Raw genomic sequence first — 25,253 nt, forward strand, 5'->3', positions numbered from 1 at the left:
GCCCGAAGCACGGACCGGTGGCCGCCCGGCGGGCCGGGGTCCGTTCAGGAGCTGTCCGAGCTGTCGGAGCTGTCCGAGCTGTCGGAGCTGCCGGAGCTGTCCGGATCGGCCGCCGGCGCCGGAGCGGCGAAGCGCACGGGTGCCCGGAAGCGGGCCTTGCGGGCGGCGCGGCGGAAGGTGGTGAGGACGGCGGGACCGGCCAGCAGGACACAGAGGAAGTTGGTGACGGCCCGCCCGGTGTCCCAGCCCAGGGAGGTGGCGAGGTCGAAGGCGAGGTAGCGGTGCCACTGCTCGGTGAACGGCAGGCCGGGCAGGTAGGCGATGGAGCTGTGGGGGTCGAGGGAGAACGGCCAGAAGGAGAGGTTGAGGAGGAAGCCGAAGAGGTAGCCGGAGAGGGACCCGTAGACGGCGAGGAGCAGCACCTCGCGTCGGCCGTTCGCCCGGGGCAGGAAACCGGCGAGCATGCCGACGAAGGCGCAGCCGAACATCTGGTACGGCATCCACGGTCCGACGCCGCCGGTGATGAGGGCGGAGGCGAACAGCGAGGTGCAGCCGAGGACGAAGCCGAAGCCGGGGCCGTAGACGCGTCCGGCGAGGACCAGCACGAAGAAGACGGTCTCGATGCCCGCGGTGCCGGCGCCCAGCGGACGCAGGGCCGCGTTGACGGCGGACAGGACGCCGAGCATGGCGAGCGCCTTGGAGTCGATGCCGCCCTCGGTGATCTCGGAGAGGACGACGCAGAGGACGAGCACCAGGAGCACGCCGAAGATGAGCGGGGGCGCGTAGTTCGAGCCGAACGTGCCCGGTGCGACGACGAACGGCCAGAAGAACGCGACCACGCCGAGGAACGCGGCGAGCGCCGTCACGATCCCGGCGCGCGGGGTGAGCCGGATGGCCGGGGCGGAGGATCGGAGGGCGGTCACGAGCCGCCGCCCCCGCCCCCGGCCCCGGCCCCGTCGCCGTCGCCGCCCAGGAGTGGGATTGCCTGATGGACCGTCAAGAAAGGTAGTGGGGCGAGGATCTTAGCCGTCTGCGGGGCGAACACCGGTGAGGAGACGATGACTTCGGTGGTGGGCCCATCGGCGACGAGGTCTCCTTCGGCCATGACGACGACGCGGTCGGCGGCGCGGGCGACGAACTCGACGTCGTGGGTGGAGATGACGACGGCTCTGCCCTCGGCGGCCAGCGCGTCGACGATCCGGACGAGTTCCGTCTTGGCGCGGTAGTCGAGGCCGCGGGTCGGCTCGTCGAGGAGCAGCACCCGCGGTGCGGCGGAGAGCTGGATCGCCAGGACGAGGGCCAGTTTCTGCCCCTCGGACAGGTCGCGCGGGTGGGTGTCGTCGGGGATGCCGGGCGCGAGCCGGTTCAGCACGGCGCGGGCCGGCTCCCCCGCGGCCGACTCGGTGTCCGCCTGGCCGAGTTCCTGCTGGACGCTTTCCAGGTAGAGCAGATCGGCGGGGGTCTGCGGGACCAGGCCGACGGCCCGGCGGGCCTCGGCGGCGGACAGCGTGTGCGGGTCCCCCGGGGCGCCGGCGACCTTCACCGTACCGGCGCGGCGCGGGCCGGAGCCCTGGAGGGCCCACAGCAGGGAGGACTTGCCGGAGCCGTTGCGGCCCATGAGCGCGGTGACCTCGCCGCCGTGCAGGACGAGGTCGGCCTCGCGAACGGCCGGTATGCCGTGGTACGCCACCGTCACACCGCGCGCGGTCAGCAGTGGCGGCCTGCCGGCGGGCGGGACGGGGCGTACGGGGGCGGGTGTGCGTCCGGACAGCCGGGTGCGCAGGGGCGCGGCGGCACGGCGGGCGTCGCGGATGGACAGGGGCAGCGGGGACCAGCCGGCGGCCCGGCCGAGTTCCACGATCGGCGGCGCGATCGTGGACGTACGCAGGATGTCGGCGGGTGCGCCGGTCACCGCGCGGCCGTCGCCCGGCAGGTGGATGACGCGGTCGGCGTACTGCACGACCCGTTCGAGGCGGTGCTCGGCCATCAGGACGGTGACGCCGAGGTCGTGGACGAGGCGGGTGACGGCGGCGAGGACCTCGTCGGCCGCCGTGGGGTCGAGGGCCGAGGTCGGTTCGTCGAGGACGAGGACGCGGGGGTGGGCGGTGAGGACGGAGCCGATGGCGACGCGCTGCTGCTGGCCGCCGGAGAGTTCGTACAGGGCGCGGTGGCGCAGGTCGGCGAGGCCGAGCAGGTCCAGGGTCTCCTCGACGCGTTTGCGCATGGTGGCCGGTGGGATCGCCAACTGCTCCATGGCGTAGGCGAGTTCTTCCTCGACCGTGTCGGTGACGAAGCCGTCCAGGGGGTCCTGGCCCACCACGCCCACGAGGTCGGCGAGTTCACGGGGCGGGTGGTGCGCGGTGTCACGGCCGTCGACGGTGACCCGGCCGTACAGGGTGCCGCCGGTGAAGTGCGGCACAAGGCCGTTGACGGCGCCGAGCAGTGTCGACTTGCCGACGCCCGTGTGGCCCACGACGAGGCAGAGTTCGCCCTCCTCGACGGTGAGGTCGACCTCGCGCAGGGCGGGGCGGTCCGCGTCGTCGTAGTGGACGGTGACCCGGTCGAAGGTGATCACGTGGCGTCGGCTTTCTCGGGGCGCCGGGGGGCGGTCGGGGGCGGGGAGAGGAATCCGGCGGTCCCGGCGAGCAGAATCGCGACGGTCGGTACGAGGGGCAGGGTCGGCCAGGTCAGCGGGGAGAGGGAGGGGTTCAACTCGGCCGGGTCGTAGCCGAGGTTGCTGTACAGCAGCACGGCGGACAGGACGCCGGCGCCCGCGACCGCCCACTCCGGCAGCCGCCAGGGGTCGGGCCGGTAGGTGGTGCGGGTGACCCGGCGGCCGCCCAACCGCAGCCCGGCCACGCAGAGCAGGGCTCCGGCGAGCATCGCGGGCAGGCCGAGGACGGCCGGGGCGGTCGCGTCGAGCAGTCCGTACGCCCCCGCGCACAGGCCGCACATGCCGAGCAGCATCAGCGCTCCGGTGACGCGTCGGGAGCGAGGGGTGGCGGAGCCCGCCCGGCCGTAGCCGCGGGAGTCCATCGCGGCGGCCAGGCGCAGGGACCGTTCGAGCGCGTCCTCCAGGACGGGGACAGCGATGCCGCGCAGCGCCTTGATCCCCCTGGCACGTCCGGCCCGCAACTTCCTCGCGCGGGAGACTCGTTGGACGCTCTGCACGAGCTGCGGCGCCACACTGACGGCGACGGTGACCGCGACCCCCAGTTCGTACAGGGCACCGGGCAGCACCCGCAGCGCCCGCTTCGGGTTGGCGAGGGTGTTGGCGGCGCCGACGCAGCAGAGCATGCAGGCGAGCCGCAGCCCGTCGGTGGCGGCGGAGAGCACGGCCTCCAGCGACACCGGGCCGCCGATCCGGATGCCCGCGTACCAGTCGGGGGTGGGGAGGTGCGGCAGGGAGAACAGGAAGTGGTCGCGGGGTGTGATGCCGGTGGCGAACACGGCTCGGAAGACGACGCGGATCGCGACGACCGTGAGGGCCAGGTACAGGTAGTACGCGAAGCCGCGCGCCCAGGGCGCCTCCGTGCGGCGGACCGTCACGACGTGGCCGAGGACGGCGAGGACCAGGAACAGCAGCAGCGGGTTGTTGGTGCGGCTGACGGCGGTGGCCAGGGCGAGCGCCCACACCCACCAGGCCACGGGGTGCAGGGTGCGCGGCAGGCGACGGCCTCCCGTGTCCGGTGCGGACCCGGGCGTGGCCGCTGCCGCGTCAGCGGTCGTACGGGCCATGGCCGGTCACTCGTCACGGCGTCGTCGGCGAGCGGCGAACACCGCCGCCCCGGCGATGAGCGCGACGAGCCCGAGCCCCGTGGCCACCGGGACCATCGAGCCTGAGTCGTGCTCGGCGTCGGCGGTGGGTGCGGCGTCGACGACCTTCGCGTAGGGGCTCGGCGCGGCGACCGCGTCCAAGGTCCCGGTGGCCGAGACGCTCGCCGACGGGGACCGGGACAGGGACGGTGACGGGGAGGGGGACGGTGAGGCGCTCTCGGCCGGCTCGGCCTTCTTCCCCGGTGGGGTCGACGCGGACTTCGCTGGCGTGGTCCTCGGCTGTTCGGGGGCGGGGCCCGTATCGACACCGGGCGGCGGTGCGGGCGCCTTGTCGGTGGCGGCGGGAGTGCCCGCGTCGCCCTGCGGGCGGGTGTTGTGGGCGCGCAGCCGGTCCGGGGTGACCGTCGGCTTTCCCTCGGTGCCCTCGACGTTCGTACCGCCGAACTTCCACAGGTCGACGCTGCCCGGCTCGGGCTTGTACAGCATGGCGCCGAGCGTGCTGTACTCCCAGTCGTCGTCCCCGGGGCCGGCGTGCCAGTACGACCAGTACGCGGACGCCGGTGGGGTGAGGACACAGTCGTCCTCCCGCGGGGTCGGGAACTGCTTGCCGCCCTGGTAACCGCTGTAGCCGATACGGCAGATGAAGGCCGGCCCGTCGTGTGCGGTGCCGGTGGTGCGCCAGCCGCCCTGGTTGAGCAGTTCGTAGCCGGTGCCGGGTGTCGTACCGCAGGAGCGGAGGACCGGGCCGCTCCAGTGGCTCAGGTCGACGGCGAGCACCACCCCGGAGGTGGTGGTGCAACGGCCCATCGGCTGAGGGGCCGCGCCGGCCGGGGTGACGGTCGCGCCGAGGACGGCGGCCGTCAGCCCGAGGGCTGCCGTGAGCCGGAGCGCCGGGCCGGGGACGGGCCGCCGTGTCATCGCTGCTCCTGGGTGGCGGCGCGGCGGCGGGCGGCCACGCTCGTGCGCCACCCAGCGAGGACGAGCAGCGCGGCGACGGCGGCGAGCGCTCCGGCCTGGACACCGGTGGAGGCCATGGCCCCGCTTCCTCCGCCGCCCACGGCCGTCCCGCCGCCGGTGGCTCCCGGTGTGACGATGTCGGGGGTCGTGCCGCCGGGGCTCGGGGTGGGCTGCGGCGAGGTGCCGGCCAGGCTGCGCTCCAGCGCGCCGAAGGAGACGCCGGTGGCGCCGCTCACCGCCTGGGTGGAGGCCCGCAGGTCGGAGCCGCGCTGCCCGGCCTCGGCGACATTGAAGCCACCGTCGGGGTTCTGCTGCGAGGCCAGGAACTTCCGGGCCTTCGCGATCCGCCCGGCGTACTTCCCCGCGTCCAGCGACAGGCCCTGGACCGCGAGCGCGGCCGAGTTGACGGAGTTGCCCGCGGCGCCGGGGAAGCCACCGCCGGAGAGCTGCTGGGCGGCGATCCAGCCGAGGGCTTCGGCCACCGCTTCGTCATGACCACCCGCCAGGTCCATGGCCATCGCGGCGATGGCGGTGGAGTCCACGTCGGAGTCGTCGGTGGACGGGATCAGGCTGGGCCAGGCGCCGCTGTCGTGCTGGAGGCCGGCCAGGTAGGCGATCGGCCCCCGGGCCGCGGCCTCCTCGCCCGCCCGCAGCTGCGCCATGACCGCCAGGGACTGGGCGAAGACGGACGGGGCGTAGGTGTAGGCGCCCTCGGCGGCGCAGGAGCGGTCGGGGGCGGTGCTCGGCTTCTCGCACACGGCTTTCTCCAGCGCCGCGATCAGGTCCTCGCCGCCGAAGTCACGCGGATCGCGGCCCACCACCTCGGCGAGCAGCGCGGTCTTGCCGATGGCCCCGCCGACCGCGTACGGGGTGCCGACGCCGGTCCAGGCGTGCACGGCGCGGCCCTCGCCGTCCTTGCCGCCCCGGTCCAGGAAGTCGACGATGCCGCGCAGCGCGGCGTTGTTCAGGCCGGTCGCGGCCAGCGCGTAGGCGCCGTCGACGGTCAGGCCGAAGTCGGCGCGGGAGGTGCCGGGACCGGCCGTGTGGTACTGGCCGCGCTGGAGGTTGGCGGCGCTCGTGAGGTAGGCGACGCCCCGCTTCAGATCGGGGCCGTCACCCGGCGGGGTGCCGGGGCCGGTGGTCGGCGGCCGAGAAGTGGTGGGCGGCCGGGTGGTGGTGGGCGGGTCGGTGGGCTCGGGCTGCTCCGTGGTCAGGACGGCCAGGCTGGTGCGGGCGCCGGCCAGGACGGCCGGAGGCGTCGGGTAGAGGGACGGCTCGGTGGCGTTCTCCTCGAATCCGAAGCCTCCGCCGTCGAGTTGCTGCCGCGACAGCCAGGCGACGCCCGCGTCGGCGCGGGCGGTGTCGCCGAGGGCGCGCAGGGCCTGGACGGCGTGGGCGGTCGCGGCGACGCTGCCGGTGGTGGCGCCGGTGTAGCCGAGGAAGGAGCCGTCGTCGCGCTGGACCCTGGTCAGATGGGTACGCGCCTTCGCCACGGCGTCGTCATGGCCGCCCGCCTTCTGGAGCACCAGCGCGACCAGGCCGGTGGTGGCGGGGTCGCCGTCGCAGAACTCGCCCGGACGGATGAGGATGCCGGTGACGCCGCCGTCCGCGCACTGCACCTGGGTGAGCCGCTCCACCGCGGCGGCCGGAGGGGCCGTGCCCGCCCGCAGCAGCGCGAGGACGGCCAGGGCCTGCCCGTCGGTGTGGCCCGCGTTGCGGAAGTCGCCCTCGGCCGTGCAGCCGGGGGTCGGCTCGCCCGACTCGGGCCCCGCCGCGCACACGTTCCCCGCCAGGTCGCCCACGAGGTCGTGCCCGCCGACGGCGTGCGGATCGGCCTCGGTGATCTCGGCGAGGAGGGCCAGGCGGGCGACCGCGGTGGCGTCGGGGGCCTGTCCGGCACCGTCCGGGTAGGCGTACGCGGTGCTGTGCGCCGCGAGGAAGGCGGTGACCTTGTCGAGGGCGCCGCTCCGGTCGTCGGCCGCGGCGAGTGCGTAGGCCGTCTCCGTGGTCAGCGGGTAATCGGGAGTGTCGGCGCCGTCCTCGACGACGCGCTCGCCGTCGGTCAGGCGGCCGGTGAGCCACTTCGCGGCGGCGGTCACGTCGACCTCGCCGGGCGGGCCGGTGGGCGTACCGCCCGGGTCGGGAGTGGTGCCACCGCCGGCGCGCACGTCGTCCGGGCTGAAGCCGGGCTTGCCCGTGCCGCCGCCGACATCCGTGCCGCCGTACACCCAGGCGTCGACATCGCCGTCCTTGGGCTTGCGGTCCATGGCGCCGTACTGGCTGTAGGTCCACTCGTCCTGGCCGGGGGAAGCGATCCAGTAGGACCAGTAGCCGGTGGCCGGCGGAGTGAGGACGCAGGCTTCCTTGTCCGGAGTGGGGTACCGCGTACCGGAGTTGAAGGAGCCGTAGCCGATGCGGCAGATGAAGGCCGGGCCGTCGTGCTCGGTGCCGACGGTGGTGAAACCGCCCTCGTGGAGCAGGTCGTAACCGGTGGTCGGCGTGGCGTCGCAGCCGCGCTCGACCTTCCCGCCGAACGGTCCGAAGTCGACGGCGACGGCCGATCCCCTGGTGGCGGTGCAGTCCCCGATCGGATCGGCCGCGGCGGGGACTGTCGTGAGGAACGTCGTGCACGCTGCCAGCAGGACGAGCAGCGCGGATGCGAGTGCCGTACGACGTCCGGGTCCGGTCCCCGTCCGCTCGCCCCTTCGCTTTCCGGTCCCCACCGCGGCCCCCTCGTCCCTGACCGGCACGGGCGCAAACGTGGCTGAGGGCCCCCGAAACGCGGAGAACCGTCCGCGCATGGAAGCTGGTCGCACCACGCCGTAGTCCGCGACGGCGTCTGTCGCTGTTGAACGCTCCAGGCATTCCGGCTCGCCCGGTGGTACCGGGCCCACGGTTGCGGGTCAGCGCCGGATTTCGACCGGCTTCCCCTGGAACTCCTTGCGTATCAGACGGATTTGAACACGGTTCGCAGGGAGCGTCAAGATGCGGAAGGGCCGGCCCACGGGCCGTCCGGAGCGCCTCTGGCGACGGGGATACCGGTCGGGTACCATCCCGCACTGCCGAGTGGGGGAACCCGGTGGGATTCCGGGGCTGACGCGCAGCGGTGTGGGGCGGCTGGATGCCGGACCGAGCCCGAATGCCCACGCGGTGAAGCACTTTTCGGAAGCCGGTCCACGCGTCTCGGACGGCGGCCGTGCCCGCCGCTCCCCTCGATCCGCGAGGGTCCGGCACGGGTCGGGCCGGCGTCCCTCGTCCCAGGAGCAGGCCATGCCCCGTACCGTGTCCTCGTCCTTCCGCCGCCCCGCGCTGAGCGCGGCCGCCGCGCTCGGCGCGTTCGCCCTGACCACCCTGCCGGCGGCGGCGACCACCACCCCGGCGCAGATCGCCACGTCGAAGACGAACGGCGTCACCTACCTCACCTCCCTCCAGGCGGCCGACGGTTCGTACGCCGGCTCAGGGCTGTCGAACGAATGGGCGTTCAGCGCGTTCGCCGCCGCCGGAACCGCCGCCGTCGACGTCACACCCGGCGGCGACACGGGCAAGAACGCGCGAACGGTCTACCGCGACCTGCTGTCCACCAGCGGCTGGCCGTCCGCCTCCCCCGTCGTCACCGACTACGAACGCGCCACCCTCAACGCCTACGCCGCCGGCGTCGACCCGGCCCGCGTCTCCACCTCCCGCAACCTCATCGCCGACATCTACGGCTACTGGCAGACCTCCGAGACCGGCTACTTCGGTCCTTCGGCCAACTTCAACGGCACCGTCTTCGCCGCGCTCGCCCTGAACGGCGCCAGGACCCAGGCCGGTCGGATCCGTGTCCCGCAGGCGCTGCGCGACGCGATGATCACCCGCGTGCGGGCCAACCAGCACAGCGACGGCGGCTGGAACCACAGCAAGGCCGAAGGCAACCCGGGCCAGCTCGCGGCGACGAGCGACATCGACATGACCGGCGCGGCGATGGCCGCCCTGTGCGTGTCCGGCGTGCCCGCCACGGACACCGACATCGTGCGGGCCAAGACGTTCCTCAAGAGCAAGCTGGTGGCGGGCAGCGGCGCCTTCAACGCCATGTTCGGCGTCAACACCGACTCCAACGGCTGGGCCGTCTCCGGCCTCAACGCCTGCGGCATCAATCCGCAGACCGGTGACTTCCTCACCTCCCAGGGCAGGACGCCGGTCGACTTCCTGATCGCCCAGCAGTTCAACCCCGGCGGCGGCTTCAAGTACCTGCCCGGCGACACCGGCCCGTCGGCGTACGCGTCGATCGACGGCCTGCGGGCCGTCGCGGGCGGCGGTTTCACCTCCGCCCCGCCCGTCCCGGTGACCGCGGGCGCCCCGCGGTGGGTCGGCCAATCCACCCTCACCTCCGGTACGGCGACGAAGCTGGCCCTGACCGTGGACGACGGCACCGGCGCCCTCAAGGTGTGCTCCGTCGCCCTGACCCCGACCGGCTCGACCACCTCACTGGGCGCCCTCCTCGACGCCGCCGCCGGCGCGGCCACCCCTTCGGGCTGCGTGACGTCCGTGGTCCCGTCCGCGGGCGCGGGAGCCGTCACCTCCCTCAACGGCACCGCGAACAGCGGCTCGGCCAGCTGGAAGGTCAGCGTCGACGGCTCGTCCTTCACCACCGCCACCCGGGAGACGACCGTGGGCGTCGGCGACACGATCGCCGTGCGCCGGGGCGCCTGACCTCGGCGACACGATCGCCGGGGCGCCGGGGCGCCTGAAGCCGGTGGCGGAGCGCATGGGGTGGCGGCATGCGTGCCGTCCCCCTGCCTCCGGATCACCGCCCTCAGCCCTGGACACGGCGGCACTCGGAGCCGCGCGCCCCGATGTCGCCGTGCACGCGCCGAGCGGCGGCGCGGCCGGGCTGACCGCCCGCCTCGAACAGGTCCACTGGCCGGTCACGGGCCGGGGCTCGCCCCGGACGGCGGCGAACGTTCGCGGTGCCGGGGCCGGCGATCCGGATGCGGTGGCCGGAGCGGGCTTGACCTTGACGCCGGGTCAACCCTCCATCCTTCCGGCAGGAGCTTCTCGCAGTCGGCCGGGACAGCTCCACGAAGGAGGCGGATGACCATGGTGGCCCACTCGATCGCCGGTCCGGCGATTCATGTGCGGGGTCTGGAGAAGTCGTACGGGACGCTCGAAGTGCTGCGCGGAGTGGACTTCGACGTGGCGCGGGGCGAGATCTTCGCCCTGCTGGGGTCCAACGGGGCGGGCAAGACCACCACCGTGAGGGTCCTCGCCACGCTCCTGAAGGCCGACGCGGGGACGGTCGGCGTCCATGGCTACGACGTCGCCACGCAGTCGGCTGAGGTGCGCGAGTCCATCAGCCTCACCGGGCAGTTCGCGGCCGTGGACGAGATCCTCAGCGGTCGGGAGAACCTCGTGCTCGTCGCCAGGCTGCGCCATCTCAAGGACCCCGGCGCCATCGCGGACGGCCTGCTGAGGCGCTTCACGCTGACCGACGCCGGCACGCGGAAGGTGTCCACGTATTCGGGTGGGATGCGCCGCCGGCTGGACATCGCGATGAGCCTCATCGGGAATCCGCCGGTGATCTTCCTGGACGAGCCGACGGCCGGGCTCGACCCCCAGGCGCGCATCGAGGTGTGGCACGCCGTCAAGGAGCTCGCGGACCACGGCACGACCGTGCTGCTGACCACGCAGTACCTGGACGAGGCCGAACAGCTCGCCGACCGGATCGCGATCCTCCACCAGGGGCGGATCCTCGTGAGCGGCACCCTCGCCGAGCTCAGGCAGCTCTTCCCGCCGGCCACGGTCGAATACGTCGAGAAGCAGCCGACCCTGGAGGAGATCTTCCTCGCGATCATCGGCGGCGACGACATGAGCGACGCCACCAGCACAATCGACCGGAGGCAAGGATGACCATGCGTTTCCTCGGCGACACCGCTGTTCTCACGGGGCGGACCCTGCGTCATGTCACGCGCAGTACGGACACCATCATCACGACCGTCGTCACGCCGGTCGCCATGATGCTCATGTTCGTCTACGTGTTCGGCGGCGCGATCGACACGGGGGCGGTTCCGTACGTGAACTACATGCTGCCCGGCATCCTGCTCATCACCATCGCGTCGGGCATCTCCTACACCGCCTATCGGCTTTTCACCGACCTGAAGTGCGGGATCTTCGAGCGGTTCCAGTCCATGCCGATCGCACGGTCGGGTGTGCTGTGGGCACATGTCCTCACCTCGCTGGCAGCCAACCTGATCTCGCTCGTGATCGTCCTGGGCGTCGCTCTGCTCATGGGCTTCCGCACCGGGGCCGGGGTGTCGGCATGGCTGGCGGTCGCCGGCATCCTGCTTCTGTTCACCCTGGCCCTGACCTGGATCGCCGTGATCCCCGGGCTCTCCGCGACCTCGGTCGAGGGCGCGGGCGCGTTCGCCTACCCGCTCATCTTCCTGCCGTTCATCAGCTCGGCGTTCGTGCCCACGCAGACCATGCCGGGCCCCGTGCGCTGGTTCGCCGAGCACCAGCCGGTGACGCCGATCGTCAACACGATCCGCGACCTGTTCGCCCAGCGGCCGGTCGGCGACGACATCTGGCTCGCCCTCGGCTGGTGCGTCGGCATCCTCGTCGTCGCGTACCTCTTCGCGATGGCCGCCTATCGCCGTAACCGCGTCTGAGACAGTCTGGGACCCATGCTCACCATCAGCCAGCTCGCGGCGTACGCCGGGGTGACGGTACGGGCGGTACGCCACTACCACCGGATAGGGCTGCTGCCGGAGCCCGAACGCGACCGGTCCGGTTACCGGGCCTACGACGCCGGGGCGGTCGTGCGACTGATCCGGATCCGCACCCTGGCAGACGCCGGCGTGCCGCTGGCCCGGGTGCAGGAACTCCTCGACGCCACCCGGGAGGAGTTCGCCGATGGTGTCCAGGAGATCGACAAGGATCTGCGAGCTGAGATCCGGCGGTTGCAGGGCACCCGCGGACGGCTCGTCCGGCTGGCCGCCGGAGAACACCTCGCGTTCCCGCAGAGCATCGTGGACTACCTCGACCGGCTGCGCGGTCTCGGCGTCGAGGAGGGGTACATCGAGATGGAGCGGGACGCCTGGATCATGGTCGCCGCCCGGGTGCCGCATCGAGTCGACGCCGTGATCGCCAAGAAGCACGAGGAGCTGGACGACCCCGACATGGTGAAGCTCTACAGCCTGCTCAGCGGGGCACTCGACTGGCCGGTCGACGATCCGAGGGTCGTCGAGGTGGCCGACATCGTGGAGCGCCTGATGGTGCGCGCGGTGGAGGCCGGCGAGGTGGCCGCCGACGGCTTCGACGACCAGTTCGTCGACCTGCTGGACTCAACCATGGTCGAGTCCGCTCCGTGCGCCCGGCGACTCGTGGCGATCCTGGAGGAGCGGGGCTGGAGGGGCTGGACCCGCGTCGAGCGGGTGCCCCCCGACCGGCTCAACACCGGGCTGCCACCCTCGTGAAGGCGGCTCAGGGGCCTGACGTGACCTTGCCCGGGAGGGCTCGTGCCGGCCGGATGGGGCAGTCGGTCCCGCTCCCCACCGGCTCCGGGTGCACGAACGGGACGGCTACCCGGACACAACTGGCCCGAGCGCCCCGGTGACTGACTGGCCCAGCCCTCCCTGTTCTGTCGCTTGGGTGGCGGAGCGGGACGGCTACCGGTGGGGGCTGACCGCCAACTCAGGTCCGGGCACACCACGGGTACCCACGGGCAGTGCGCCGGTTCTGGCCGTGCTCGAGGACCCTGCGGACAAAATCGCCACTATCCTGCGCGAGTACGCCGAGGCCGCCGTCGACCTCAACCGCGATGTCGCGGACGAGCTCCATCGCGCCATGTGGAAAGCCGCCAAGGAGATCATCGAAGATCTCGCGAAGCCCAAGGACCCCAAGAGCATCCTTGGCACCGTAACCTCCGTGATCGGCAAGGGCGCGGGCCTGGTCCTTTCGTTCGACGTCAAGACCGTACTGAACATCGATACGAGCAAGTTGAACGGGATCGTCGACAAGTACACCGGCATCCTGGGGGGCCTCACCACCCGCATCGAGGCGCTGAGGGAGCCGTTGGACGAGGCATTCCGGAGCGCACCCAAGTTCGAGGCCGGCGTCGCCCGTTCACACGGCTTCGGTACCCGAGCCCTGGAGGAATTCAAGGACTCGAAGGTCTGACTGAAGGTCGATTCGAACGGCAACTACGACCTGAACCTCGCCGCCAACGAATACATGGCGAACGGCCATACTTTGGACAAGCACGTCGGCAAGACGGACGAGCAGTTGGCGCAGCGCCTGCGCGACCAGCAGGCAGGCGGCCCGACAGCGGCCTGGCCCCACGGCAAGCCGATGCCCAGCGGCTCCTCCGCCTTCCCGAACTACCAGCGCGCCGAAGAATTGACCGAGCGCAACCTCAACACGAACAAGGCCGCCATCGAGGCATGGATCAAGGGGCCTCCGCCGGCCTCCGACGGCGACGTCAAGTCGTTCTACGACACGGTGCCGAGCGGCGAGACCAGTGGCCGCAGCGTGAGCAAGCAGCCGGTGGACCCCAACGACCCGCTGTCCGGGTACAAGCAGGGCGGTCTGAATGCCCAGGCGTACGACGTGAGCGGCGTCGACACGCGTATCCGCTACGACAGCAGCCGCAACCCTCCGTTCACTGTCATGACGTCGATGCCCTCCAAGTCGTAGCGAAAGCCGAGAAAGGCCAGCACCACATGTCCGTCGACCAGACGTCCTGGGAAGCCGCGGTACGGCACTTGTACGAGGACGCGTACCCGTACGACGCCACGGGCCCGCGTCGCCATGAGAATTGGGTCCCCGACGTCCTTGCTCTGATGGCACGGGCTCCGGACCCCCGCGGCTGGACCGGTCTCGATGACGCGGCTCAGAACCCGGAGCGCGAGGCGTCCCTCACGTATCCCTTCGTCGCCCACCCGCCGGAGTACATCGCGAGGCGTCTCCAGGAGATCGATCGGGACAGTGCCGAAAACCTGCTCCTCGCCCTTACGGACGACGGCTGCACCCTGTCCAATCTGAGTCGCTTCGCCGAAAGCGAGGCGGAGCTCCGGGCGATGGCGCGCACGATCCTCACGCGCTACGGGGACTCCGCCAGTTTCCACACCAACGTCGACAAGCCCGGTCACGTGATCGGCACGCTCGACTTCACATCGTCGGGCTGGGCGTACAGCCCGCTGAGCGTGTACTCGGAGGACTACGGCCTCATCGTCGTCTCGGACACCGAGGTGGGCATGTTCTGGAACTTCGCCGACTACTGAACCGCCTGCCACCCGTAGGAGTTCGGCTCCTGAAGAGGCAATCTGAGAGGATGCCCCCGGGCTGACCCGTTCCGCCTCCTATCCCGACCGGGAGACCGCCCAGTGGGCCACCCAGCAGGTGGTGACCGCCAATGAACAGGCCGTCCACCGCTGGCTCGCTCAGAACACCCGGGTCCGCCTCACCCTCGGGGCAGCCTGGCCGTCCCGTGAGGAGCCCGTGGGCCGAGTCCAGCTGGAGGGCGACCTGCTGGCCGGGCGCGGCCCCGTCGACGTGCGCGCGGCGCGCGTGGTGCTGCGCCGCGAGCCTGCGAGTCCGCTCGGCTTCGTCGTCCACACGACCGTCCCGTTCTACCTGTAGGGGTCGCACGCACATGTCCATGAAGCCCCTCGAGCACGACCGGCGGTACGGCGAGCTGGACCATGTGATGCGCGCGTATCTGGGTCAGTCGGCGGACGACACCCCGGAGCGGCGCAGTCGCGCCCTGGACGCGTATCTCCGTCACACCTGGCATACCCGCCCTGCGGCCGTCGCGGAGGCGGAGCGACAACTGCGTGAGTACAGCCGTAATCCTCCGGGCCGCATTCGGCAGGAGCTGGGTGAGTTCTACTCGATCCCGGACACCGGAAAGCCCCAGTCGGACATAGGCGACTGGCTGACAGTGCTGGCTGACCACCTGAAGAGAAGCATCGAGGAGGGCGACGTCCCGGAGCCATCGTCCCCGCAGACGCACTGGGAGTGGCACGCGCGTTTCCCGGAGACCGCGCAACTGCTGGGGGGGGGCTGGTTCTCGCAGGACATCGTCGACGAGTTCCTCGGCCACGACGCCGCGGTCGCCGACTACGCCGACACCACAAACCCGCAGTTGGTCGCCCGCCTCGTGGGTGAACTCCACGAGTTGCTCGCCCTCCCGCTGGACGAGGGGGACTATGCCCTGGCTGCCGCCGAACTCGGCATGGAGGTGGGCCCGCCGGAACCGTTCTCCCACGGCGCCTGGTTCCAGTCGCTGGCGGCGATGCTGTCCAACGTCTGATCCGGCTGGACGGTCGAGGGACGGGCGCTCCACAGCCGCAAGAAGTCACGAAGGTGGACAGCATCGCAGGGTCGAGCCCTCGCGGGACCCCACCTGAAGGTCCGACTGGCCGGTGACCGCAGTCCTTTGAGGACATCGCCAGGGCCTCAACAGCGCAACCCGGAGGAGACGCAGGCGATCCGCAGTCCGAAGGCGGATGTATCTCAGCGCCCTGACCGCACCGACCGGGGCCAGGACGGCTGCACCCATCTGGCCGCCCGGGCGCCCAGATGGCTCGCGGCAGCCAAGAAACCTCGCCTCCATAATGACGCGACGACCCGTACTGCGCTGGGTTCGAGGCTCACCTGACACACCATAAGAATGAGCGTCAGATGAGCGTCGAGCCCGTCGTGCACCATTCCCAACGAAGGCCCCCGCAGACTGCTTACCTCTGCGCTCTTGGGTGAAACCGCAGGTCAGAGCAGTGTGTCTGGACGGCCGTGCGCTCCACGTCGTGTCCGGTGGAAAACATGCCGAGCGCATCTCGCCATGCCTGAGAACCCCGGTAAGACTGCAGGTCAGAGCCCCTTTGCAGCAGGCTCCAGAATCGCGACGCACTCAACATGATGGGTCATCGGGAACAAGTCGAACGCCCTCAGCGTCCGCGGCTTGTAGCCACCCTCCCGGAAGTAGGCCAAGTCCCGCGCGAGCGCCGCCGGGTCGCAGGCCACGTAGGCGATGCGGCGGGCGCCCAGGCTCGCGAGGTGTTTCACGGTCTGCTTGCCGGCGCCCGCGCGGGGCGGGTCCAGGACGATCAGGTCGGTCTCGGTGATGCGGGTGCGGGGCAGGACCTGGTCGACCTTGCCCTGTTCGATACGGACCCGGGGCAGCGACTGGAGGTTGTGCCGGGCGTCCTCGACCGCGCGCTTGCCGGACTCGATGCCGAGCACCGCGCCGCTCTCGCCGACGCGCTCCGCGATCGCGCCGGCGAACAGGCCGACCCCGCAGTACAGGTCGAGCGCCATGTCGCCCTTCCTCGGCATCAGCCCCTGCATCACCGCTTCGACCAGCAGCTGGGGGGCCTGCGGGTGGACCTGCCAGAAGCCGCCCATGCCGACGCGGTACGTACGGCCGTCGGCGCGCTCGCGGACGAAGGCGCGGCCGTGGACGCGGTGCACTCCCCCGTCGTGTTCCTCGACCCGCAGGACGGAGACGGGCCTGTCGAGTTCGACGAGCGGGAGCCGGCCGCCCTCGCGCGGGGTGAGGACCACCTGGCGGTCGCCGGAGCCCGACGCCGCGATGGCCTCGACCGTGGCGATCTGCGGCCACTCGCGCCGCTCGACGCCCAGCTCGCTGACGCCCGGCGCGGCGATCATGCAGTGGTCGACCGGCTCGACCTCGTGCGAGCGGTGCTTGCGCAGGCCCGCGCGTCCGTTCTCGTCGACCGCGTACTGCACGCGTGAGCGCCAGGCCGGCACCTCGCCCTGGGGCAGCTTGTCGCCGGGGGCGGGCATGACCGTACCGTCCCAGCCGGCCTCCTCCGGGGTGAGGCCGGCGAGCCGCTGGAGCTGCTCGGCGATGACCTCGCCCTTGAGGCGGCGCTGCGCGCCCGGCTTGGCGTGCTGCCAGTCGCAGCCGCCGCACCGGCCGGGGCCCGCGAAGCGGCAGGGGGCCTCGACGCGGTCCTTGGAGGCGTCGAGGATCTTCACGGCGTCGGCACGGAGATAGCGCGCGCCCTCCTCGCCCTCCGTCACCCGGGCGACGATCCTCTCGCCGGGCAGCGCGTGCCGTACGAACAGCACGCGCCCCTCCTCGGTACGGGCGATGCAGTGGCCGCCGTGTGCGACGGGGCCCACCTCGACCTCGTACTCCTCCCCGATCAGCGAAGCCTGCGGTTCTGTTGACATGAGGGGGTGGCTCCAAGATCAAGGGGGTACGGCGGGACGACAGCCCACGAGTCTACGTGCGTGTCGCCCCGCCGCCCGCCACTCACTCCTTGGGACGCGTCCCGCCCGGCTGCCGCGCGTCCACGGGGCCGCGCCGTACCGACCCCGGCGCGTTGTACACCGCGCGCTTCTTCAGGCGCGTCCTGGCCCGCTCGGAGGACTCCAGCTGGTACGGCACCGAGGTCACCATCACCCCCGGCGTGAACAGCAGTCTGCCCTTCAGCCGCAGGGCGCTCTGGTTGTGCAGCAGATGCTCGTACCAGCGGCCGACGACGTACTCCGGGATGTACACGCTGATCGCGTCGCGCGGATTCTCGCTGCGCAGCCCCCGTACGTACTCGATCACCGGCCGGGTGATCTCGCGGTACGGGGAGTCGAGGATCTTCAGCGGCACATTGATACCGCGCCGCTCCCACTCCTCCCTGAGCGCCTTGGTCTCCGCCGCGTCGACATTGATGGAGAGCGCCTCCAGGGTGTCCGAACGCATCAGCTTCGCGTAGCCGAGCGCCCGCAGCGTGGGCTTGTGGACCTTGGAGACGAGGACGATGGAGTGCACCCGCGACGGCCGGACGGTGTCGTCGGAGGGGGCCTCGGCCGCGGCGATCTCGGCGGCGACCCGGTCGTAGTGCCGGCGGATCGCGGTCATCGTGCCGTAGAAGATCACCATGCCGAGCAGCGCGACCCAGGCGCCGTGGGTGAACTTGGTGGCGAGGACGACGATCAGCACCAGCCCGGTGAAGAAGGCGCCGAAGGTGTTGATCGCCCGCGAGCGCACCATGTGGCGGCGCTTGGCGGCATCGCGTTCGGTGCGCAGATGGCGGTTCCAGTGCCGCACCATGCCGGTCTGGCTGAGGGTGAAGGAGACGAAGACACCGACGATGTAGAGCTGGATCAGCCGCGTGGAGTCCGCTCCGTACACCCCGACCAGCAGGGCCGCGGCACCGGCCAGCAGGACGATGCCGTTGGAGAAGGCGAGCCGGTCCCCTCGGGTGTGCAGCTGGCGCGGCAGATAGCGGTCCTGGGCGAGGATCGAGCCGAGCAGCGGGAAGCCGTTGTACGCGGTGTTCGCGGCCAGGAAGAGCACGAGCGCGGTGGCGGCGGCGAGAAGTACGAAGAAGAACGTCCCGCTGCCGAAGACGGCCGCGGCGACCTGCGAGATGACCGGGTTCTGCACATAGGCCGAGCCGACCGGGACGCCGTTGTGCACCAGATCCGTGCCCGGGTTCTCCGCCATCTTGACGTCCGTGGCCATGGCCAGCCCGATGATGCCGCAGAACATCGTGACGGCGAGAGCGCCCATCAGCGCGAGCGTCGTCGCCGCGTTCCTGCTCTTGGGCTTGCGGAAGGCGGGCACCCCGTTGCTGATCGCCTCGACGCCGGTCAGCGCGGCGCAGCCGGAGGAGAACGCCCGCAGCAGCAGGAAGATCAGCGCGAACCCGGCCAGCCCCTGGTGCTCGGGCTTGATCTGGTAGTCCGCCGTCGGGGCGTGCATGGTCTCGCCCAGCACGAGCCCGCGGAAGGCGCCCCAGACGATCATGATGAAGACGCCGCCGACGAAGATGTACGTGGGGATGGCGAAGAGCTTGCCCGACTCCCGTACCCCGCGCAGGTTCATCAGCGTGAGCAGCACGATCATCGCGATGGCGACGACGACCTTGTGTTCGACGACGAACGGGACCGCGGAGCCGAGGTTCTCCACGCCGGAGGAGATCGACACGGCGACGGTCAGGACGTAGTCGACCAGCAGCGCGCTGGCGACGGTGAGCCCGGCGCGGGGGCCGAGGTTGGTGGTGGCGACCTCGTAGTCGCCACCGCCGCTGGGGTAGGCGTGCACGTTCTGCCGGTACGAGGCGACGACCGTGAACATCAGGACGACGACGGCCACCGCGATCCACGGGCTGAAGTGGTACGCGGACGCTCCCGCGATGGAGAGCACCAGGAGGACTTCTCCGGGGGCGTACGCCACCGAGGACAGCGGGTCGGAGGCGAAGACGGGCAGCGCGATGCGTTTGGGGAGGAGGGTCTCCCCGAGCCTGTCGCTACGCAGCGCCCGCCCGATCAGGATGCGTTTGGGCACGTCGGTCAGTTTGGACACGGAAGGGATCGTATGCGTTCGAACTGTCGCCCGTGCGGCCACCACCCCCGCCCGATGCGCGCCGCCGGGCCACGGGGATGACGGCATCGCGACCGCCGACGCATAAGCTCGTCGTCGGGGGCCGCGGAGCGTGGCGCCCCATCGGATACGCGGCAGGTCGAGAAAGAAGAGTGAACAGGGTGTTTTCGCAGGTCATCGAGGCGACCAGGACTGCGGGGTAGGGCGACGTGCACATCGTGATCATGGGCTGCGGCCGGGTCGGCGCCGCGCTCGCGCAGAACCTGGAGCAGCAGGGACACACCGTCGCCGTCATCGACCAGGACCCCACCGCGTTCCGGCGGCTCGGTTCGGGCTTCGGCGGCCGTCGCGTCAGCGGGGTCGGTTTCGACCAGGACACCCTGCGCGAGGCGGGGATCGAGGACGCCGGCGCCTTCGCCGCGGTGAGCAGCGGCGACAACTCCAACATCATCGCGGCCCGGGTGGCCCGCGAGATGTTCGGCATAGAGAACGTCGCCGCCCGGATCTACGACCCGAAGCGCGCCGAGGTCTATCAGCGTCTCGGCATCCCGACCGTGGCCACGGTCCGCTGGACCGCCGACCAGATGATGCGCCGGCTGCTGCCGTCCGGCGCCGAGCCGCTGTGGCGCGACCCCAGCGGGGGCGTGCAGCTCGCCGAGGTGCACACCTCGGAGAGCTGGATCGGCCACAAGATCAGCACGCTTCAGGAGGAGACGGGCGTCCGGGTCGCGTTCCTCACCCGGCTGGGAGAGGCGATGCTGCCGACGTCCCAGACGGTCCTCCAGGAGGGCGACCTCGTCCACGTGATGATGCGTACCGATGACATCGAGAAGGTCGAGGCGGCGTTCGCCGAGGGCCCGGACGGAGGCGTGAACTGATGCGCGTCGCGATTGCCGGAGCCGGTGCGGTGGGCCGTTCCATCGCGGGTGAGCTGCTGGAGAACGGGCACGAGATCCTGCTCATCGACAAGGCGCCGACCGCCATCTCCGTCGAGCGGGTACCGCTCGCGGAGTGGCTGCTGGCCGATGCCTGCGAGATCACCTCGCTGGACGAGGCGGCGCTCCAGCGCTGCAACGTCGTGATCGCCGCGACCGGCGACGACAAGGTCAATCTGGTCGTCTCGCTGCTCGCCAAGACGGAGTACGGCGTGCCGCGGGTGGTCGCCCGGGTCAACAACCCCAAGAACGAGTGGCTGTTCAACGAGGCGTGGGGCGTCGACGTGGCGGTCTCCACGCCTCGGCTGATGTCGGCGCTGGTGGAGGAGGCGGTGAGCGTCGGCGATCTCGTCCGGCTGCTGCGCTTCAGCCACGGGGACGCGAACCTGGTGGAGCTGACGCTTCCGCCGGAGTCGGCGGTGGCCGGCACTCAGGTCGGTGAGGTCGTCTGGCCCGAGGACACGTCCCTGGTCACCATCATCCGCGGTACGCGCGTCCTGACACCGAACCCGGAGGAGACCCTGGAGGCGGGCGACGAGCTGCTGTTCGTGGCGGCGCAGGCGCGCGAGGAGCAGCTGGAGGACCTGCTGTCGGTACGTCACGAGGACCCGAAGGGCTGACGGGCCGGCAGGGCGACGCACACACGCGCGCATGACATCGCCGTACGGGTACGAGCCCCGTACGGCGATGTCGTGTGCGCGGTGGTACGTGTGCGTGCGGCCGGCCGCTACCTGCGGTGCCGGGCGGCGGGCGGCCTGTCCCCGGCCGTCGCGGCGGCGGCCGCCTTGCGCTCCTTCTCGGCCTGCTCCTCCGCCTCCATCTCGGCGAAGACGTCGATCGGCGGCGGCGCCTTCGCGAGGAAGACCCAGGTGAGATAGACGGACAGCAGGAAGGGCGGGATCTTCAGCGCGATCAGCACCCAGCCGAGCTGCGCGGTGTCGGCCCACCAGTAGAGCGGGAAGAGGATCGCGCACTTGGCGAGCAGGATCAGCCCCCAGGCCCAACTGGCCTTGGCGTACGCCTTCTTGCGGCCGGGGTTACGGGTGCGCCAGGAGAGGTTCTCCTTGAAGACCGGGCCGAGGATGAGCCCTATCAGCGGCACGCCCGCCAGCGTGGTGATGATGTAGGCGAGCGCCAGCCCCAGGGTGTAGAGCATGCCGGGGAGGTAGAAGTCCTTGGCGTTGCCGGTCATCATCGCGAAGACGACACCGAAGGCGACGCCGAAGACCCCGCTGAAGGCGTGCTTGACGGTGTCGCGGCGGACCAGCCGGACCGCCACCAGCAGCAGCGAGACGGCCAGGGCCGCGATCGCCGAGGTGTGCAGGTCCTTGTTGATCGTGTAGATCGTGACGAAGAGCAGGCCGGGGAGGACTGTCTCCACCATGCCGCGCACTCCGCCGAACGCCTCGAAGAGCGCCGCCTCGGTGACGGCTTTCGCTTCGCCGTCCGGGTCGGCCGCGTTCGCGGGACGGGGGTCTGGGGAAACGGGCGGGGCGGTGGGGTCGTCGGGTGACGTCACCGGCTACTCCTGTCCGAGCGGTCGGAGTTCGTATTTGGGGTTGAACAGCACCCGCCGGCCGTGGCTCAGGGAGATCCGGCCGGAGGCGATCAGTCTGCGGCCCGGCTCTATGCCCACGATGGAGCGCCGGCCCAGCCACACCACGTCCAGGGGCGCGGTGCCGTCGAACAGCTCCGCCTCCAGCGCGGGCACACCGGCTCTGGGACGGAGGGTGACCGTCCGCAACGTACCGGTCACCCGTACTATCTGGCGGTCGTCGCACTCGGAGATCCGGGTGCAACCGGACGCCTGCGCGTCCTCCCTCAGCTCCTCCGACTCCAGATCCTCCTGGGAGCTGGACAGCCGGTCGAGCATCCGGCGGAAGCGGCCGGTCGGCTTGTCAGCACTCATACGCAAGAGCGTACCGGGACGCGGGGGCGGGCGGTCGCCGCGACGGTCGTATCAACGCTCGAAGCGGTACCCCATACCGGGTTCCGTGACGAAGTGCCTGGGGTGCGAGGGATCCGCCTCCAGCTTGCGTCTGAGCTGGGCCATGTAGACCCGCAGATAGTTCGTCTCGGTGCCGTAGGAGGGCCCCCAGACCTCCTGGAGGAGCTGTTTCTGGCTGACCAGCCGGCCGGTGTTGCGTACGAGCACCTCCAGCAGATGCCACTCGGTCGGGGTGAGCCGTACGTCCCGGCCGCCCCGGTGCACCTTCTTGGCGGCGAGGTCGACGGTGAACCCGCCGGTCTCGACGACCGCGGCCGTCTCGTCGCCGTCCCCGCCCACCGGCTCGGCCCGCCGGACGGCGGCGCGCAGCCGGGCCAGCAGTTCGTCCATGCCGAAGGGCTTGGTGACGTAGTCGTCGGCCCCGGCGTCGAGCGCCTCGACCTTCTCGTCCGAGGTGTGGCGCGCGGAGAGCACCAGGATCGGCACCCTCGTCCAGCCGCGCAGCCCCTTGATCACCTCGACGCCGTCCATGTCCGGCAGGCCGAGGTCGAGCACGACGACGTCGGGGTGGCGCGCGGCGGCCAGTTCCAGCGCGCTCGCGCCGTCGGAGGCCGCCTCCACCTCGTACTTGCGCGCGCGCAGGTTGATCACGAGGGCGCGTACGATCTGCGGCTCGTCGTCGACCACGAGCACCCGGGTCATAGGGTCCGCCTTTCTGCTGCCCCGGTCATGTGCTGAGCCGGGCGGGTGATTCGGTACGTGCGGGCGCGCGTCCGGACGCGGCTCCGAGGTTGAGGACCATGGTCAGACCGCCGCCGGGGGTGTCCTCGGCCGCGAGCGTGCCGCCCATGGCGTCCACGAAGCCCCGGGCGACCGCGAGTCCGAGGCCGACGCCGGCCCCGCGCGGCGCGTCGCCGTGGCGCTGGAAGGGCTCGAAGATGCGGTCCTTGGCCTCGTCGGGGACGCCGGGGCCGCGGTCCACGACCCGTACCTCCACCCGGGCGCCGAGGGCGCTCGCGGCGACGGTGACGGGCCGGCCGTCGGGGCTGTACTTGACGGCGTTCTCCACGATGTTGGCGACGGCGCGCTCCAGCAGGCCCGGATCGACGGCCACCATGGGCAGCGACTCCGGGATGTCCAGCTCCACGCTGTTCTCCGGTACGCCGCCGAGCGCCATCGGCACCACCTCGTCGAGGTCGATCTCGCGCATCAGCGGGGTGACGGTGCCGGTCTGGAGCCGGGACATGTCCAGCAGATTGCCCACCAGGTGGTCCAGGCGGTCGGAGCCGTGTTCGATGCCCTCCAGCAGCTCCGCCCGGTCCTCCTCGGACCAGTCGACGTCGTCGGAGCGCAGCGAGGTGACGGCGGCCTTGATCCCGGCCAGCGGCGTCCGCAGATCGTGGCTGACGGCGGCGAGCAGCGCGGTACGGATGCGGTTGCCCTCGGCGAGCGCCCTGGCCTGCTCCGCCTCGCCGACCAGCCGCTGGCGGTCGAGTACGACGGCGGCCTGGGTGGCGAAGGCGGCCAGCACCCGGCGGTCCTCGGCGGGCAGGACCCGGCCGGAGAGCGCCAGCGCCATGTGGTCGCCGACCGGCATGTCGACATCGGCGGCCTCGGGGCGGTCGACGGGCTGCGGTCCGACGCTGCCCGCGCAGGTCCACGGCTCGACGTCGCTCTCACGCTCCAGCAGCGCCACGGACTCCATGGAGAAGGTCTCCCTGACCCGCTCCAGCAGCGCGTCGAGCGCGGTCTCCCCGCGCAGCACGCTGCCCGCGAGGAAGGAGAGGATCTCGGATTCGGCGCGCAGCCGGGACGCCTGGTGGGTACGGCGGGCCGCGAGGTCCACCACGGACGCCACGGAGACGGCCACCGCGAAGAAGATGACGATGGCGACGAGGTTCTTGGGGTCCTGGACGGTCAGGGTGTGGGTGGGCGGGGTGAAGTAGAAGTTGAGCAGCAGCGAGCCGACGGCGGCGGAGGCGAGCGCGGGCCGCAACCCGCCGAGCAGGGCGGCGAGCACGGTCAGGAAGAGGAAGAGCAGGACGTCGTTGGCGAGCCCCAGGGTGTTGCCCAGCTCCGCCAGCAGCAGCGAGAGCAGTACGGGGGCCACGACCCCGGCCAGCCACCCCGAGACGATCCGGGAGCGCCCCAGCCGGGCTCCGCGCGCCACCGGCAGCCCCCGGCCCTTGGCGGCCTCCTCGTGGGTGACGATGTGGACGTCCAGGTCCGGCCCCGACTCACGGGCGACGGTGGTCCCGACACCGGGGCCGAAGACGTACTGCCAGGTCTTGCGGCGGCTGGAGCCCAGCACGATCTGGGTGGCGTTGACGCCGCGGGCGAAGGCGAGCAGCGCGGAGGGGATGTCGTCGCCGATGACGTGGTGGAAGGTGCCGCCCAGGTCCTCGACCAGCTTGCGCTGGACGGCTATCTCCTTGGGCGAGGCGGCGGTCAGGCCGTCGCTCCTGGCTATGTAGACGGCGAGGATCTCGCTGCCGGAGCCTTTGGCCGCCATTCTGGCGGCGCGGCGGATGAGGGTACGCCCCTCGGGGCCGCCGGTGAGGCCGACGACGATGCGTTCGCGGGCCTGCCAGGTGGTGCGGATGTTGTGCTCGCCGCGGTACTGCTGGAGGTACTCGTCCACCCGGTCGGCGACCCAGAGCAGCGCCAGCTCGCGCAGCGCGGTCAGGTTGCCGGGGCGGAAGTAGTGCGAGAGGGCGGCGTCGACCTTGTCGGGCTTGTAGACGTTGCCGTGTGCCATCCGGCGGCGCAGCGCCTGGGGCGACATGTCGACCAGCTCGATCTGGTCGGCCCGCCGGACCATCTCGTCGGGGACGGTCTCGCGCTGGCGTACCCCGGTTATGGACTCGACGACATCGCCGAGTGATTCCAGGTGCTGGATGTTGACGGTCGACACGACCTCGATGCCCGCCCTGAGCAGTTCCTCGACGTCCTGCCAGCGTTTGGCGTTGCGGGAGCCCGGCGCGTTGGTGTGGGCCAGCTCGTCGACCAGGACGACGGCGGGCCGCCGCTCCAGCACCGCGTCGACGTCCATCTCCGTGAGCCGCGCGCCCCGGTGGTCCAGCTCGCGGCGGGCGACCTGTTCGAGGCCGTGCAGCATCGTTTCCGTACGCGCCCGGTCGTGGTGCTCGACGAAACCGACCACGCAGTCGGTGCCGCGCTCCACGCGGCGCTGTGCCTCGGAGAGCATCGCGTACGTCTTGCCGACGCCCGGTGCCGCGCCCAGGTAGATCCGAAGTCTGCCGCGTCCCATGGCCCCATTGTCTTCCAGCTGAGCCACCGCGCCCGACGC

At 71.5% G+C, this 25,253-nt stretch carries 22 protein-coding genes and 2 riboswitches; of the genes, 11 read left to right on the plus strand and 11 right to left on the minus strand.

What is annotated here, in order from left to right; genetic code table 11:
* Window positions 1–44: 44 nt before the first annotated feature.
* From ACFY6S_RS06785 to ACFY6S_RS06805, 5 genes are read right to left on the minus strand one after another with little or no spacing between them, the layout of a single operon-like run.
* On the minus strand, window positions 45–923 hold the full coding sequence (locus ACFY6S_RS06785) for an ECF transporter S component (protein WP_388823604.1): 879 nt from the start codon (window positions 921–923) through the stop codon (window positions 45–47).
* A complete protein-coding gene (locus tag ACFY6S_RS06790; RefSeq protein ID WP_388823606.1) occupies window positions 920–2,575 on the minus strand; it encodes an ABC transporter ATP-binding protein in 1,656 nt (551 codons plus the stop codon). The genes ACFY6S_RS06785 and ACFY6S_RS06790 overlap by 4 nt, the downstream gene beginning before the upstream one ends.
* Window positions 2,572–3,738 (minus strand): CbiQ family ECF transporter T component, encoded by a 1,167-nt coding sequence (locus ACFY6S_RS06795; protein WP_388823608.1) that lies wholly within the window; start codon window positions 3,736–3,738, stop codon window positions 2,572–2,574. Before ACFY6S_RS06795 ends, ACFY6S_RS06790 begins: the two co-directional genes overlap by 4 nt.
* A gap of 6 nt (window positions 3,739–3,744) precedes the next feature.
* A complete protein-coding gene (locus tag ACFY6S_RS06800) occupies window positions 3,745–4,695 on the minus strand; it encodes a hypothetical protein (protein WP_388823610.1) in 951 nt (316 codons plus the stop codon).
* A complete protein-coding gene (locus ACFY6S_RS06805; protein WP_388823890.1) occupies window positions 4,692–7,457 on the minus strand; it encodes a prenyltransferase/squalene oxidase repeat-containing protein in 2,766 nt (921 codons plus the stop codon). Before ACFY6S_RS06805 ends, ACFY6S_RS06800 begins: the two co-directional genes overlap by 4 nt.
* Window positions 7,458–7,594: 137 nt before the next feature.
* A riboswitch (cobalamin riboswitch) is annotated at window positions 7,595–7,664 on the minus strand.
* Between the two features lie 139 nt (window positions 7,665–7,803).
* Window positions 7,804–7,879: riboswitch (cobalamin riboswitch) on the plus strand.
* A gap of 125 nt (window positions 7,880–8,004) precedes the next feature.
* Between ACFY6S_RS06805 and ACFY6S_RS06810 the strand changes: the two genes are divergently transcribed.
* From ACFY6S_RS06810 to ACFY6S_RS06850, 9 genes are all read left to right on the plus strand, one after another.
* Window positions 8,005–9,423 (plus strand): hypothetical protein, encoded by a 1,419-nt coding sequence (locus ACFY6S_RS06810; RefSeq protein ID WP_388823612.1) that lies wholly within the window; start codon window positions 8,005–8,007, stop codon window positions 9,421–9,423.
* 387 nt (window positions 9,424–9,810) lie between these two features.
* Entirely contained in the window at window positions 9,811–10,620 is an 810-nt protein-coding gene (locus ACFY6S_RS06815; protein WP_388823892.1) for an ABC transporter ATP-binding protein, read from the plus strand.
* Entirely contained in the window at window positions 10,617–11,378 is a 762-nt protein-coding gene (locus tag ACFY6S_RS06820; protein ID WP_388823614.1) for an ABC transporter permease, read from the plus strand. The genes ACFY6S_RS06815 and ACFY6S_RS06820 overlap by 4 nt, the downstream gene beginning before the upstream one ends.
* A 15-nt stretch (window positions 11,379–11,393) precedes the next feature.
* Window positions 11,394–12,185 (plus strand): MerR family transcriptional regulator, encoded by a 792-nt coding sequence (locus ACFY6S_RS06825; protein ID WP_388823616.1) that lies wholly within the window; start codon window positions 11,394–11,396, stop codon window positions 12,183–12,185.
* A gap of 175 nt (window positions 12,186–12,360) precedes the next feature.
* Complete coding sequence (locus ACFY6S_RS06830) at window positions 12,361–12,888, plus strand: hypothetical protein (protein ID WP_388823618.1); 528 nt, start codon at window positions 12,361–12,363, stop codon at window positions 12,886–12,888.
* Between the two features lie 72 nt (window positions 12,889–12,960).
* The gene (locus ACFY6S_RS06835; protein WP_388823620.1) at window positions 12,961–13,404 is read left to right on the plus strand and encodes an RNase A-like domain-containing protein; all 444 of its coding nucleotides are present in this window, start codon (window positions 12,961–12,963) and stop codon (window positions 13,402–13,404) included.
* A gap of 26 nt (window positions 13,405–13,430) precedes the next feature.
* On the plus strand, window positions 13,431–13,991 hold the full coding sequence (locus ACFY6S_RS06840) for a hypothetical protein (RefSeq protein WP_388823622.1): 561 nt from the start codon (window positions 13,431–13,433) through the stop codon (window positions 13,989–13,991).
* Window positions 13,992–14,052: 61 nt separating this feature from the next.
* Window positions 14,053–14,349, plus strand: coding sequence for an RNase A-like domain-containing protein (locus tag ACFY6S_RS06845; protein ID WP_388823894.1), 297 nt, complete (start codon window positions 14,053–14,055; stop codon window positions 14,347–14,349).
* 13 nt (window positions 14,350–14,362) lie between these two features.
* The gene (locus ACFY6S_RS06850; RefSeq protein ID WP_388823624.1) at window positions 14,363–15,022 is read left to right on the plus strand and encodes a contact-dependent growth inhibition system immunity protein; all 660 of its coding nucleotides are present in this window, start codon (window positions 14,363–14,365) and stop codon (window positions 15,020–15,022) included.
* A gap of 557 nt (window positions 15,023–15,579) precedes the next feature.
* On the opposite strand, the gene ACFY6S_RS06855 is transcribed toward ACFY6S_RS06850, so the two are convergent.
* The gene (locus ACFY6S_RS06855; RefSeq protein WP_388823626.1) at window positions 15,580–16,908 is read right to left on the minus strand and encodes a class I SAM-dependent RNA methyltransferase; all 1,329 of its coding nucleotides are present in this window, start codon (window positions 16,906–16,908) and stop codon (window positions 15,580–15,582) included.
* A gap of 82 nt (window positions 16,909–16,990) precedes the next feature.
* Window positions 16,991–19,042 carry an APC family permease gene (locus tag ACFY6S_RS06860; protein WP_388823628.1) on the minus strand — a complete coding sequence of 684 codons (2,052 nt, stop codon included), beginning with the start codon at window positions 19,040–19,042 and terminating at the stop codon, window positions 16,991–16,993.
* A 227-nt stretch (window positions 19,043–19,269) separates the two neighbouring features.
* Between ACFY6S_RS06860 and ACFY6S_RS06865 the strand changes: the two genes are divergently transcribed.
* Together ACFY6S_RS06865 and ACFY6S_RS06870 are read left to right on the plus strand one after the other, a co-directional pair.
* Window positions 19,270–19,938, plus strand: coding sequence for a potassium channel family protein (locus ACFY6S_RS06865; RefSeq protein WP_388823629.1), 669 nt, complete (start codon window positions 19,270–19,272; stop codon window positions 19,936–19,938).
* Window positions 19,938–20,615, plus strand: a complete 678-nt coding sequence (locus tag ACFY6S_RS06870) for a potassium channel family protein (protein ID WP_388823631.1) — start codon at window positions 19,938–19,940, stop codon at window positions 20,613–20,615. Before ACFY6S_RS06865 ends, ACFY6S_RS06870 begins: the two co-directional genes overlap by 1 nt.
* Window positions 20,616–20,722: 107 nt before the next feature.
* Here ACFY6S_RS06870 and ACFY6S_RS06875 read toward each other — a convergent pair whose 3' ends face one another.
* From ACFY6S_RS06875 to ACFY6S_RS06890, 4 genes are read right to left on the minus strand one after another with little or no spacing between them, the layout of a single operon-like run.
* Entirely contained in the window at window positions 20,723–21,514 is a 792-nt protein-coding gene (locus tag ACFY6S_RS06875) for a DUF3159 domain-containing protein (protein ID WP_388823633.1), read from the minus strand.
* Between the two features lie 3 nt (window positions 21,515–21,517).
* Window positions 21,518–21,904, minus strand: a complete 387-nt coding sequence (locus tag ACFY6S_RS06880; RefSeq protein WP_388823635.1) for an OB-fold nucleic acid binding domain-containing protein — start codon at window positions 21,902–21,904, stop codon at window positions 21,518–21,520.
* 51 nt (window positions 21,905–21,955) lie between these two features.
* Window positions 21,956–22,645 (minus strand): response regulator, encoded by a 690-nt coding sequence (locus ACFY6S_RS06885; protein WP_388823637.1) that lies wholly within the window; start codon window positions 22,643–22,645, stop codon window positions 21,956–21,958.
* Window positions 22,646–22,670: 25 nt separating this feature from the next.
* The gene (locus tag ACFY6S_RS06890; protein WP_388823639.1) at window positions 22,671–25,214 is read right to left on the minus strand and encodes an ATP-binding protein; all 2,544 of its coding nucleotides are present in this window, start codon (window positions 25,212–25,214) and stop codon (window positions 22,671–22,673) included.
* Between the last annotated feature and the right edge of the window lie 39 nt (window positions 25,215–25,253).

Source organism: Streptomyces sp. NPDC012835 (assembly GCF_042900885.1).
GTDB lineage: Bacteria > Actinomycetota > Actinomycetes > Streptomycetales > Streptomycetaceae > Streptomyces.